Here is a 13,353-nt window from a genome sequence, read left to right on the forward strand (position 1 = left end):
ACGGCCTTTATACATTATAAAAGGCTTTTAAAATGCTAGCCACTACAACCAGGAAGATACATGCACCAAACCAGGAGCTTGCCACCTTCGATGTGTCCTGGTCACCGGCAGACCATTTGTTGATCGAGTAGGCAAAGGGAATCGCACCCTAAGCCTCTCACAGAACCGTACGTGAATCTCTCGACTCATACGGCTCTTCTTATTCAGTCACGCTGCAAGTCTTTTCCGATTTCTCGGACTTGCAGTAGGTTTAGCTCCCCAGGTCCAGTGCGCAAACAGATTAGGCTTTGCTAATGCAATGTCACCCAGCCTGTAAATTGCCTTGGTCTTGAATTTTCTAAACCCTTTGAACTTATTCCGAACCCAACGAGACAGTTTAAGATTGATCCGCTGAAGAATGTTTTTCAACACCTTGATGTTGTACTTGCCATAGTAGTTAATCCAGCCTTGAATAACAGGATTGATCTGCTTAGCAATTTCTTCCAGCGTGAGCTGCACCCAGTAATGATGGTTCCACTCCCTAATGGTCTTCCATATTTTCGTCCTGGCCGATTTACTAATGGCAGGTGAAAAATTTAGGAATACTTCGCCGTGTACGTCAATTGCGCGTCGCGGTCTGAAGGTGTAACCCAGAAAATCAAACTGAATACATTCATGTTCAATCTCACGATGGTTCTTCTTACAGTAGACGATCTTCGTCTTTGTCTCGTTGAGTTCCAACTTGCAGTCTGCTAACCGTTTCTGAATGGCCTTCTTGATAAATTCAGCCTGTTTCAGACTTACACAGTGCACGATGGTATCATCAGCGTATCTTTCGAATGAAAGGTTAGAATGATTTCTTTTCATCCATTCATCGAATACATAGTGCAGGAAGAGATTTGCCAGTATAGGCCCGATAACGGAACCTTGTGGTACACCTTTGTTTCTCTGCACCTGTGACCCATCCTTCACCTGATAAGGGACAGCTAACCAACGTTTGATGTACATCATTGCCCACTTAGAGGTAACATGCCTTTCCAGAGCTTTGATGAGCAGATCATGATCGATGTTATCGAAGAACCCTTTAATGTCCAGGTCAACAACCCAATGAAAGGTGTACGAGCGACTTCTCGCTGTTTCCAGTGCATCGTGCGCTGATTTGTTCTTTCGATAAGCATAAGAATCTGCATGGAAGTGTGGTTCAATAAATGGTTCGATAGTCATTACTACCACCATCTGCGCCACACGATCCTCTACCGTTGGTATTCCCAGAGGGCGCGTACCACCGTTCGACTTTGGTATTTCTACCAGCTTCACAGGTGATGGCAGGTAACAGCCAGAACTCATACGGTTCCAGATTTTGTACAGGTTACTTTTGAGGTTCTTCTCAAAATCAGCAATTGTAACATCATCAATTCCCGATGTTCCTCTGTTTTCCTTTACCCTCTTGAATGCTTCCCAAACAAGTTGTTTGGAGATCTCAAATGACTTTGCGTTTTTCATTAAATCCTCCTAAGTTTTCTTAGTTGTTCAAATCAATTCGCTGAATAAGCTAACCCCTTCGCTCCACCTTCATTACAAAGGCTTCAACACTACTATGAGTTAGTCTGACCCTGTGCCAGGCATCGGTACTCTCATTCTTACAGGTTCTCTGCTTGAACTTCTCCCTTAACATCCTGACGACAGGTTCCCGTGTTCCCTGTAAAAGCCTCTATGCAGCTCGTGCCACCTCTATACCGGATGCCGCTGAAGCAGTAAGCAGGTTTCCCCTCAGCTTATCCCGAACCAAGTCTAGGAGTTCGGTTTCGACATCTTCTTCCATATTTCGGTACCTCATCAGTGGTTCCCTTGCGGTCACCTTCTACATAGTCACCCGCCTGTTTATTAACAGACTTTTAACGCATTGCTCACGACCAAAGCTCTTAACTAAAGCCGCATACGCTGGTTTGAAACCTCCCCCTGTAGGGCGGTTCCGAGGGGCCCACCCTCATCTTTTACAGAGCATCGCTTTCGCTGTTATTCAAGCCAGCTAAGCGTTCACGGCACACTAAACCTTCACAGCACCTACGATTCCCATCAATGCACCTATCGCATACATCAGGTTGATAGCGGGCGGGAAGTAACTTTTGACCGCTGCTTCTGCCGCATTTAAACCAGCCGATCCCTGGCCCTGTCCCTGTCCCTGGGCTGCCGCCTTTAATGCTGCTGCCATAACCGAAAGGAACAATAATGTTATTCTTGAACAGACATGATCCTTCACACGAACCAATACATCACACAGTCGTTTCATTACAATATGTATTTAGAATTAAAAAAGATCAGAACTGAAGCGACTAAGCGGCAGGAATTAATGCCTCGGCTTCTTCAGCGGTAAGCTGCAAACGTGCAACTTCAGCAGCTTTACGGATAATCACGTTAGCTAGCATGCTTCTATAAGGTGGGAGATGTAGTACAGGAGCTGAAGCTACCTCCTGTGTAATTTGGGCGAAAACTTTTTCCTTGTCAAAGTCAGGGCCTGCGTTTTCCAGTATGATTTCAATACTATCAACCACCAAAGACATGGTATCCAGTGCCTGTTCTTCCGGACCTGGTTCAAATACAAATCCTGGCTTTACCATTGGTTGAGGATCAGCGGCAATCGGCGCTGGTGTTACATCTCTTTCGGGGGATTGCTCGTTATCATCCAACTCATCCTGTGTTTCGACGTGCCAAATACGTTTCTTGTTTGATGGAGTGGGCGGCGGCCCACTCTTCCATAGCACTTTACCATACTTCACTATCACATAACCGTAATACACTGCCGCCGCGCCACCCAACAAAGTCAACAACTGGCCCCAACTCAATATCCCTGCTAACATCACTATTTTGATTTTGTGTTATCAATATGTTTGTCAATCATCACGACACAAACATACTATCACAGGAAGGGGGGATTTATACACCAGATATACACCTGTATATAGTTTTTTTAATACCGTGGATTCAGGTCAGCTTCATCCATTCTCTTTGTTAAAGCGTTTGTCAAAAAATGAAGAAACTGAACAGGGTCTTTCCTGATGCGAAGTGACTGGAACACCCGGTAATAGTTATTTAAACTGACGTGTAACGAAGCCTGAATCCAGTCCGCAATCTGCCTTACTGTAGCCTGACCGAATACACCGGATGAATGCAGTGCAAATATTAATTCCGTAAGATCATTTTTGCTACCAGTAAATACCAAGTCATCCGCTTGATGAGAGCTTTTGCCCGCTTTTTCGGCTGAAACGTTATTCACCTGTAGTCGGTTCTCTATATTACGTATAAGCATTTCATTAGCCAGTACATGAGATAAACGAAGGCTTCCTTTGGTGCAAAAGCGAATGTCATATGTGATAGCTAAATCTGGTTCGTAGTGAGTGGCGAAGGCTTCATTCCGGGTGAAGTAGATTTCATCCATTGTGGTATTACCGGTACGACAATATGCGATAAACTCCCTTTCCAATTCCAGTGCATCGGTAAAACGTTTCAATTCGGCCTCCAAGTAAGCCCGTTGTGCCTGACTTGCAAATGGTGAACGGACCTCCCAGTGCAATACCTGTTTGTAATACAACAGCTTACTATACAATGGTGGCAGATAGGTTTTAAAAAAATCTATCTCTTCTTCCTTGTTAAGAAACTGGTAGTCCAATATGTAATTTTTAAGTTCATGGAGTTGACGGGAAACAATGTCCATGCTTGTACGTGTCTGACTGATTTCATTTGTTTCGTCCACATTGGCAAGATCTTCATCAAGCTGAGATATGAGTTTTTCAATAAACTTTTTCATTTCTTTTCCTTTTTTGATTAACAATGGTTAGGCAGGGATGAAAAAGCACTGATCAGCCGGTAGGTTCTACCTACCCTGGAAATTGATATGGTTCAACAATACATTAGCTAATGAACATCAAAGGAAATTTTTTTTGCCGGAAAAGAAAATGGGGGTGGGCTATTAGCCCACCCCCATTTCAATTGGTTATCAATTAGATAACGTCTAAAAATTATTTATTCAGATGCCGCCGACGCAAGTACGTGTAGCACTTATAAAAAAAGTCTGTAGTCCACTCCACGGCCTCTTTTCTTAGATTATTTGCTTTAGACCTCAATCCTGCCGGGTTGAGATTATCCGATCCAGGTGTAATTGCTACGGCTGAGAATGTGCGGAACACTTTAGCGACATTCTGATCTGTGATCGCTTTAATTTCTTCGCTCATAAAGACATTAAGTACTACAGCAAGTCTAGCCGAAGACATGCCAAAGGCAACTTTCTCTATCTTACCAACTGTATTAGGCGCTTCTGGCATAATAAGCTCAGTATCCTCAGAGCTTTTATTGGTCAAATAATTAGATTCAATTTCAATCCAGTCACTAATTTGCTGTAGTGCCGACGGGTATTCTGGAACAAAACTAAACCCTGGTTTTGACTTAAGCTGCTTCATCAACTTGCCATACAGGCTAAGTATCGCTAGTTTTTGCTTGCGGTCGTGTCCCCTCATTTTAGACCATAGTGCTTTAACACAATGGCTAATATATTGCGGTGAGTTATAGTTAAGGTATAATAAAATGATATGCAGCTTTATCGTTAAATCCTTTTCTGGTATGCCGACCTCTTCCAGTTGTTCGGCAATCACGTCAAAGAATTGGATATAGTTTCCTATTGAATTGTCAGAATCTGTCAGTTTACCTAGTTGTTCAGTCAATTCTTCCATATACTTCATTCTTCTATAGGAGATCTCTGACTTAGATGTAATAATATTATTTACTGACCTGAGAACCATATTCAATAGACTCACATCTATAGCATCATGTTTGTATTGCACTTTTATGTCACGAATTAATTTACTTAGTTTCTGACAAGCAATTAATTTATGTGATTGTGTAACTGGTTGTTCCAAATCAAAATATTGGGTAAAATGCCTCAATATAAACGAAAGAACACTTTCCAGTTCTTTACTCGATGCCGAAAAAAAAGAGACAGCGGTTGTAGGAAGATTTGGGTGTTTCTTGGGGTCAAGGTATTCCAAGATTTCGTGCAGATAGATGCTAATTTCTTTTTGGGAGAATTGTACGAGTGTTTCAGCGGCTAACTCATTGGGGGCCGCTATTACGCTATTTACCAGTAAGGTCTTTAGATTTTGTACTTTCTCCTTAACCTTTTGAAGGAAGCGACCTGCACCTTTCTCGTCTGCCAGTTTGGTTGAAATAGCTTCAGGTGATAAGCATTCTCTTATCAGTTCTTCAAGTTGGTAAAATTCGTAGGACATCTTTTTAAGGTTAACAGCATCTAATATAAGTTTCCCACCCTTTCAAAAATCTTATTGTTCATAATGAAGCAAGCGTTCCAAAATATAAAACCACGCCTTCGCATTAATTTTAATCGCCATACATCCAAAAACGGGCCAAAGTGTCAGTTTGAGACATTACCTCATTACATCAATAGTTATCTTTCGATTCATTGGACAATTCCTCTATGCTTACAAAGCTAAATTAGATGTTACAACATCGAGTTGCTATTTAGCAAGTCTCTAAAATTTCTTTTTAGTTGAGGAAACAGTGTGGTACCAAGAGCGTTGCTAGATCCTCTCTTCTACCCTTTTCATTTAATTCCTTATTATAATCTCGTAGTAGATAATACCTGATCTCTAATGGACTTCCTCGACCCATTAAATCAGGTAGTCTCAAATTGATTATTTCGTACCTTAAGGTTAACTAATACTCGCTCAAATTTAATTACAACCCTATGGTAGAAAAAGTGATACTTAAAGTCGTTCGCTGTAACAATGGTTTGAAGATTAGGATTTTGGAAGGTGCCAACGGAAGAGAATTGCCATCACTCTGGTATGAGGGAAACGTTATACTAAACCAAGAAATAGTGCTTGGTGAATTTATATATGCTGGTAATGAGAAGAAGTCTGTAGACTACACTTGTATAGGATGGAATACCCGGTTGACAACAAGCAGTTTTGATTTGTATTTATATAAGCGATTATATAATGATTCTGGAGACCTTGTTAGCGACAATATAATCTGCCGATTCTCTACCATTGGCTTTAATACAGACAAGGTAGACGCTGATAACGAGTTCCCAAATTCACACAGAATATTCACCTTTGATTACAATCATAAATTCAACGATAATTCGATTTACCAGTATCATTTCGCCCCTATGGAAGTAATACAGGATGTAAAAATTTTGGCGAATGATGATCGTGAAGGGTGGGATTTAGCTCAAAGGATTTATTATGGGACTGTTAAACCGCACTTGAAAATAGACAGAGGGGAATGCGGGCCTTCCACACGAATAGAATTGAGCCGATTTCTACATCCCGGACAAAACAGAATCCTCTTCATGTTTAATCAATATGGATCGGGCGGCACAAATACCGGCATCGGTAAGGCTTGGGCCATGATATTCAGGAGTAACGACAGCATGATGTTCAATTTCGATCATTATGGCATGGCCACAGCAACATACGTTGTTTTCGATGTTTATCTTTCCGCCTGAAAAATTGAACAGGATAGTCGAAAGCATTTAGCTTTCTGGCAATTAACGATAGTTATAGCATGCAGAAAGACTCCTGTGCATATGGAAAGTGTTCTCCCCTCAAGTTTAATGTTAATTATGCCACTGATATACTATCATTAGAAAGGCTGTCAGATTCGATTGAAATGGCTTACCTGAAAAAATATAACAGGATTCGTTTGAAGCCAAAGGCGGTGATCTCGAAATACCGCTAACCGAAGCTGAGTGATTGTAAAGTGTTATACAAAACACCATAGAAGGAATATTAGGTCAGGATTCTAAAAGGGTTGCCAACACTATTATCTAGGCCGGGCGATGGACGAGTTGTATTTAACTTTGTATTTTTCGTCAAAAAGAAAGTCCTTATATAACCAAAATTTGAGCGGATTTATAGCAGTTAAGCGATATACCTGGCAACTTTCCAATGCACCCTCTCTCTTACCTTGCTGTACCTGCTGACAGTATCCTTCAAACTGGGCCTTTCCCATAGATTCATAAGTTCGCTCTTTAAATGACACTTCATGAAAGTAAAACGAGCCATCACCATTAGAGAAATCGCAATCACCTCTATCGATGAAGTAGAACGGCCATTGAAGCGGGGGAAAGTTACTCAATGTCACCAATAGCAGTATAATCAGAATTGTGCGAACGTAGTGTCGCTTTTTTTTAGTTGCAGGTTCCATTGCCTGTAGGAGATTTAGAATCATGGGTTCGATCAATAGATATAGCGCCAGCTTCGCTTCCACCTCCATTTTTCATATCCAATAGTTTATCAAATAACTTTTGTGGAGATTTGTCAATTGATATATCAACTGACGAAGGTGGATTTCCGGGAATACCGACAGTGACGATAATAGGATCAACTTGAATAGGATTACTTCGGACGGAATTAAACACGTCTAAAGCAAAATTAGCACAATTCTGAGTATTTAAGTCATAGGATTCACTTTGGGCTTTATTCTCAGCAGTCTGTATGACGGTCTGAAATTGCGCTTCACTGATATTCATTGTTAAGCTCGCGTTGTATTCATGATTGGCATCATTATGAATATCACTTGGCCGTCCATCCTCCCCTGGATAAAATCCGAATGACTGGGTAACGCTATTATCTCCGTTAGTTTTGGTTAGGGTCAAAAAGGCATGACCTGGAGACAAATTCCCATTTATGAGCCATCCAGAGTTACTGTTGGCCGGAATATCAGTGCAAAGTTTAACAGAATATGTTGCTCCATAGGATGAAACGTTTTGGAAGCACTTTAGCAATTTTTCCAATGCAACAATATCATTATTAATGGGAAATTCTACTTCTGTAATAACATCACCAGGGATATTAGTGTCCACATCCAGCTCCTGATAGTAGCCCAGATAATAGCTGTCATTAGTGTAATCGGAGAAATCCGGCAAAATGAAGTAAAAATCCATGCTATAACCTACCGAAGCAGGTGTACATACTAAAATAAAGTCCGGGAGACTAGTTCCATCATCCATAATAGGGTCTGGTTCGTCTGCATCGTCTTCTCCACCTCCGCTACCCCCTCCCCTAGCAAGATTTGAAGCCGTACTTTTGGTCTTAACGGCGCGGCCATCGACTATATTATAGTATGATGTATTTTTTCCATCCAATGAAGTTTTTGAAAACGATCCTGTTACAGATTGCTGGTTGTGGGGAATATTTGGCTTTGCATACAGTTGAGCAATCTCAACTACCCTTCCTGATAAAACCCTACCATTGCTATCCGTTACTAATTGAACAAATTTCTTACTGATAGGTACGTCCCTAAATGGAATCCGCACACCGTATTTGTTTTTGATGGGATTACCTTTTTTCATTTTCGTCATATCCAGCAAATGATATACCTCATGAGGCATACTATCATACAATGCCCTTGCAACATTATTCTGGTATGAATCCGTAGTTATGCGGAATTGTTCTGAAAAAGTGGACTTCTGACAGGAATACATACCCCAAAGAAGAACCATAAATAGGAATCTGTATTTCATAAATTTTAATTTACTCCAAAATAAAGAAGGAAGTAAATTGGAAAAATTGCTATTTAGCAACTCCATACTTTTTTATTCTACTAAATGTGTATTCTGAAATACCTAAATAACTCGCCAAATCTTTGGCCGGAACGCGGTCGATTAGATCTTTCTCATTTTGAAGTATGAATTGATAACGTTGTAATGCGCTTTTAGTACGCATTGCATATAAGCGGGAATCACAAAGGATATAGTAGTTTTGTGTAAGAATGCGGCCATGAAAGTTAAACTCTGGAAACCGGCGATATATATGCTGCAAGTCGTCAAAGGAAATATAATGAACTACACTATTTTCCAAAGCCTGAATACTTTCATAGCTCGCGACCTGACCGAAAAAACTCTTAACCGAGATGATTAAATCCCGTTCTTTCATAAACCAGGAGGACACGGGGCGGTCATCGACCAGATAGAAGCATTTAAACAATCCTTCTTCAATAAAATATATTTCACGGCTAATATGTCCAGCTTTCAAAACATAATCTTTCTTCTTAATACTTTTGGTTTTAAGAATTTCTATCAGGTACTCCTGCAAGTCTGCTGAAAGAGGCTGTATGCTGTTAAGAAGCGCAAATAAGGTTTCCATAATACTTGGGTTAGTTCGGTGTTTGTTCAAGGATATTCAAGATTTCAAATCTAATCCTGGCTCAAACCTGTCACCTTGCATATAGGTTTCATAGCCGGGTTAGTTACGATCCAGCGAATTGAGTGGGTTTGTCATGGATCATTGCATCATTTAAGGTTTGAACCTAAATTTAACGATTTTCCCGGTTGCCAAACACTAATTCATATTGGATAAATTAATGATTTTTATCATTTTTCAAATCGGCCCCACTCATGTATGGATAGTTAATCAAACCGGAATATTATATGGTTAATAAGCCGACTTTTGTGATCAATTAAATGAGTCGGTCAAAATGAAGTAAGCACAAACATATTCCCGATCTCCTAACTATTGCTATTCTGTCCTTCCTACCTTTACTACGGAAACAGCCTTATGCAAGAACATTGTTACCCCTGGCACCCCAGGTAAATGCATGCTGCAACAAAGAGTAGCTCCATACCACGTTTACATAATAAAGATCTATTTATAAGCTACTTGTTTGTTCCCAAGGCTGATTAGGCCAATTATTTACTACTAGGATATTCACTTACCATGAAAAACTATAGAATTTCGGATGGATGCGCAATGTTATTAATACTGCTTTTTATATATACCGGCTTCTCCAAATTATTCGATTATGACATGACACGCGAACAAATGGCTAAGTCGCCGTTTATATTCGGATGGTCAGGCATTGTTGCATGGTTAGTACCTGTCACGGAAATAATTATATCTATTGCATTGTATGTAAAACAACTACGGGTGTACGCCTTTCACGCATCGGTATTGCTTATGAGTATGTTCACTTCTTATGTATATGCAATGCTTCACTTTAGCTACTACTTGCCTTGCAGTTGCGGCGGTGTTTTATCCGCACTAGATTGGAATACACATCTATGGTTTAATATAGCCTTTCTGGTTATTGCGGTTGTAGGTTCAGTTGTTGAGATCAAAGCAGGATCTTACCAACAACATCGATTAACCAATGTCAAAATGGGGATATGAAAAAATGGATACCATTAATAATATGTTTGCTACTTCCAGTAGGAGTTATCTGCCTGTTGGCTGCGGCGGCCCCCGATATTAACAAATCAGGGAATGGGTTTCGACGTACCTGGTTGTACGATATGATAACGAAGACAAATTCATTCGCTATACTACCGACAATAAAAAATATCGCTGGTGTGGAACACGGATTCATCTATTTTTCAAGTAAGGAGAAGGGCGTTGCTGTCCGGCTAGATTTATCAAATGGAAATCAAGAATCAATAAAATTCTTATCAACTCCAAACTTGATAAATCAATTAGATGCATCGAACCAGCTAATCGTAAGGGATAGTACCTTTTGGCTCTACAATTCTACACCAGCTTTGATAATCAAAGGTAACCTGAAAGGCGACGTATCAAGTATCGTTAAACTGAAGGAACCTTTTACTAAATTGGTTTTAACTGATTCGGGAATGATTGTGAGAAAGTTTATACCAGGAGTTAGGGATCAAGCATTATACAAACTTAATTCATTGGGGGAGATGCTTACAACCGCTCCAAGGATTACAGACGATAATGGCGATGGTGGCTTATCAACCGAGGGAATCTTACTTTATAATAATGTAGACAAGTCAACGATGTACATTGGACGAAATTCAAATAGGGTAACAGTTCTGAATGAAGATATGACTATCAAAAAAGTTGGTAAAACTATTGATACGTTTTTTACCAATAGATATACAGCTTCTCAATACCAGCTTAAAAGTGGAAATGTTGTAACTAATGGTGCTCCAATCCAATATATAAATATTGGTGCCGCTATAAATGCAGATTTTCTTTATGTACAATCGGGAGTTAGATCAGATTCGGACGACCGTAATTCATTCTCAAAAGATCTAGTACTGGATGTCTATTCATTAAAAAACATGGAGTATATAGGTTCTATAGCCGCAAAAGGGGTTAAAGAGAAATTGCGAAGTTGGGTTATAAATGACAATCGAATATTGGTACTTAAAAGTTCCACCCTGGAGATATACGATTTAAAATAACATTTAAACTGGGCAAATTTTATACCTAACGAAAATCGACATAAGCTAGCTTAGGAATTAGTTAACCATTCAAAAAATAATAATTCTTCAAATTTAAAAGGATAACAGCACTATGAAAAAACAATTTTTAACTGCCGTAGTTGCAGTATTCGCAGTTGGCGCTGCATTTGCAGGCTCTCGTTTTGTTAATGAAGGATGGTACTTACACCCAGCTGGCATCGGAACTAGATTAACCGAGGCACAGGCTCGCGTAATGTGCCCAGGAGGCACTATCCCATGTGCATACCACTTCGCTGAAGGAGCAACCACGCCTGATATAGTTCTTTTTAGAGATGAGTGACGATACAGCGAACTAATATTATATATTACTGACCTATCTAAAGAATTTGTATAGATAAAAGAATATGCGCATATCAGGGGTAGCCGAAAACCTGAATAAAAGAGTAGGCATATCGTGTTAACCGTTTTTAAGTTTTCGGATCTTTTAAATTTAAAAGATCTAGCGTATTATGAAAAAACAATTTTTAACTGCCGTAGTAGCAGTATTCGCATTTGGCGCTGCATTTGCAGGCTCTCGTTTTGTTAATGAAGGATGGTACTTAAACCCAACTGGCACCGGAACTAGATTAACCGAGGCACAGGCTCGCGCAATGTGCCCAGGTGGTACCATTGATTGCGCATACCACTTTGCACAAGGAGCAACATTACCAGATCAGACAATCTTCAAGAACGAAAACTAGTATCACACAGAAAAATGACAGCATAAGCTGTCATTTTTCTCATATTATTTGTCTTTCACTACAAGGAATTTCTGGCGCTTGACTATTTTTACAAGATCTATACCCTCTTTGTAAAGCACAGTCTTAAGCACCTCTTCATTTCTTAAATCACCTTGAAGAGTAATATCAATATTCTGTTTTAATCCTGTTTCGTCATAGATATTCAGCCGAGGTCTCCTTAGAGAGCTACTAACCAATAAACCTGTATGGTTGCTAATAGCATCTACTAAAGCTGAGATTGGCATATTTTCTAATTGCATATACGATGAAGAAGCATCTATGTTAGGAACTTTACCATTGCTTAATAAGTGTTCCGATCTACTATTAAGTCTAAGTACATAGCAGGGTTCCTCTCTGTATTCGAATTTGGCTTGATAACCAAACGCTGACACTATCTCATTTTGCATCCTTTCCATAAAGGCACTACTGTCTAAAGATTTGGGGGTTATTAAGCGATATGAGTAAAAATTCGAACGCTGCCATAAATTATATTGCGACTCGTTTTTCCTCAATTCACTGCCGGGACTACTAATCGAGATTGAATCCTTAGTCTCAATCAACATACCGGAGAGCCGATTATAGTTATCTAAACCAAAAAAAGCATACCAGTAAAGTGCTGAAATTGGCATATTGCAGAGATCAACGAATCGGATATTATCCGTTTGGTTACTTCTTCCCAATCCGGGAGTCACACGCCAATCAAATTGGGTAACCATAGATTGAACCTTGATAAGCGGGTTAATAGAAATTCGTTTGGCACGTGTACCGTGAATACTATCTATAACCATTCCACTTTTCGAATTAAGTTGAATCGAATCAGTTTTAATTTCAAGGCGTTTTAAATTGCCAGCAATAAACGACTTAATATTCTCTTCTGTAACATCCTCAGCGCCAGTCACTGCAACAAGGTAACCTTCCCGATCAATCCATATATAATGTGGAATTACTAAATGCGGAAAGAGGCTTTGTAAATAGCTGCCCGCACTAATAGAAGAAATAATTTCACTAGGTAGCACTAGTCCAGGCCGTCTGTCATAAAAAGTCCTGACTTTAGATTCGTCGTCGTTGGCAATTAAAAATATCTGCAAGTCACTCCCAAACTCTTTTTGGTATTTATTAAGAGCAGGAATTTTCCCAACACAGGTACCACACCAAGTAGCCCAAAAATCTAAAATAATAGCTTTTCCTTTAAAATCGGAAAGTTTGACTTGCTTGCGATCAGAGTTGACAACATTAATAAAATTAATGTCAGGTACCTTAGCACCGATTTTCAACGGCGATTTCACGTCTGTTGGTCTGGCATTCGACACACCAACGATTGATAAGCAAAATAGCAGTACGCCAATTACAAAAAATATTATACGCATAACATCCACATTT

The 13,353-nt window shown here is 39.8% G+C and carries 13 protein-coding genes; 4 read left to right on the plus strand and 9 right to left on the minus strand.

All coding sequences use genetic code 11. From position 1 onward, the window contains the following. Positions 1 to 7 precede the first annotated feature (7 nt). From ESB13_RS17915 to ESB13_RS17940, 6 genes are all read right to left on the minus strand, one after another. Positions 8 to 85, minus strand: coding sequence for a DUF4134 family protein (locus ESB13_RS17915; protein WP_456236428.1), 78 nt, complete (start codon positions 83 to 85; stop codon positions 8 to 10). Positions 86 to 207: 122 nt separating this feature from the next. Beyond that, positions 208 to 1,482 carry a group II intron reverse transcriptase/maturase gene (gene ltrA / locus ESB13_RS17920; protein WP_129005069.1) on the minus strand — a complete coding sequence of 425 codons (1,275 nt, stop codon included), beginning with the start codon at positions 1,480 to 1,482 and terminating at the stop codon, positions 208 to 210. A 544-nt stretch (positions 1,483 to 2,026) separates the two neighbouring features. Continuing rightward, positions 2,027 to 2,269 (minus strand): DUF4134 family protein, encoded by a 243-nt coding sequence (locus tag ESB13_RS17925; RefSeq protein ID WP_246022616.1) that lies wholly within the window; start codon positions 2,267 to 2,269, stop codon positions 2,027 to 2,029. Between the two features lie 43 nt (positions 2,270 to 2,312). Next, positions 2,313 to 2,837: a hypothetical protein gene (locus ESB13_RS17930; protein ID WP_129005070.1), complete on the minus strand. Its 525-nt coding sequence runs from the start codon at positions 2,835 to 2,837 to the stop codon at positions 2,313 to 2,315. Between the two features lie 110 nt (positions 2,838 to 2,947). Beyond that, complete coding sequence (locus tag ESB13_RS17935; RefSeq protein ID WP_129005071.1) at positions 2,948 to 3,784, minus strand: RteC domain-containing protein; 837 nt, start codon at positions 3,782 to 3,784, stop codon at positions 2,948 to 2,950. A gap of 211 nt (positions 3,785 to 3,995) precedes the next feature. Next, entirely contained in the window at positions 3,996 to 5,258 is a 1,263-nt protein-coding gene (locus ESB13_RS17940) for a hypothetical protein (RefSeq protein WP_129005072.1), read from the minus strand. 476 nt (positions 5,259 to 5,734) lie between these two features. Between ESB13_RS17940 and ESB13_RS17945 the strand changes: the two genes are divergently transcribed. Continuing rightward, complete coding sequence (locus ESB13_RS17945; RefSeq protein ID WP_129005073.1) at positions 5,735 to 6,499, plus strand: hypothetical protein; 765 nt, start codon at positions 5,735 to 5,737, stop codon at positions 6,497 to 6,499. Between the two features lie 684 nt (positions 6,500 to 7,183). Here the strand turns inward: ESB13_RS17945 and ESB13_RS17950 are convergent. Together ESB13_RS17950 and ESB13_RS17955 are read right to left on the minus strand one after the other, a co-directional pair. Then, entirely contained in the window at positions 7,184 to 8,518 is a 1,335-nt protein-coding gene (locus tag ESB13_RS17950) for a hypothetical protein (RefSeq protein WP_129005074.1), read from the minus strand. 49 nt (positions 8,519 to 8,567) lie between these two features. Next, positions 8,568 to 9,140 carry a Crp/Fnr family transcriptional regulator gene (locus ESB13_RS17955; protein ID WP_129005075.1) on the minus strand — a complete coding sequence of 191 codons (573 nt, stop codon included), beginning with the start codon at positions 9,138 to 9,140 and terminating at the stop codon, positions 8,568 to 8,570. 570 nt (positions 9,141 to 9,710) lie between these two features. Here ESB13_RS17955 and ESB13_RS17960 point away from each other — a divergent pair. The 3 genes from ESB13_RS17960 to ESB13_RS17970 all read left to right on the plus strand — a co-directional run bounded on the left by ESB13_RS17960 (position 9,711) and on the right by ESB13_RS17970 (position 11,934). Further along, positions 9,711 to 10,163, plus strand: coding sequence for a MauE/DoxX family redox-associated membrane protein (locus ESB13_RS17960; RefSeq protein ID WP_129005076.1), 453 nt, complete (start codon positions 9,711 to 9,713; stop codon positions 10,161 to 10,163). Continuing rightward, positions 10,160 to 11,194, plus strand: coding sequence for a hypothetical protein (locus ESB13_RS17965; protein WP_129005077.1), 1,035 nt, complete (start codon positions 10,160 to 10,162; stop codon positions 11,192 to 11,194). The genes ESB13_RS17960 and ESB13_RS17965 overlap by 4 nt, the downstream gene beginning before the upstream one ends. A gap of 509 nt (positions 11,195 to 11,703) precedes the next feature. Continuing rightward, complete coding sequence (locus tag ESB13_RS17970) at positions 11,704 to 11,934, plus strand: DUF6520 family protein (protein ID WP_129005078.1); 231 nt, start codon at positions 11,704 to 11,706, stop codon at positions 11,932 to 11,934. Positions 11,935 to 11,978: 44 nt separating this feature from the next. On the opposite strand, the gene ESB13_RS17975 is transcribed toward ESB13_RS17970, so the two are convergent. After that, positions 11,979 to 13,340 (minus strand): redoxin family protein, encoded by a 1,362-nt coding sequence (locus tag ESB13_RS17975; RefSeq protein ID WP_129005079.1) that lies wholly within the window; start codon positions 13,338 to 13,340, stop codon positions 11,979 to 11,981. Positions 13,341 to 13,353 lie beyond the last annotated feature (13 nt).

This window comes from Filimonas effusa (assembly GCF_004118675.1).
In the GTDB taxonomy this organism is placed as follows: domain Bacteria; phylum Bacteroidota; class Bacteroidia; order Chitinophagales; family Chitinophagaceae; genus Filimonas; species Filimonas effusa.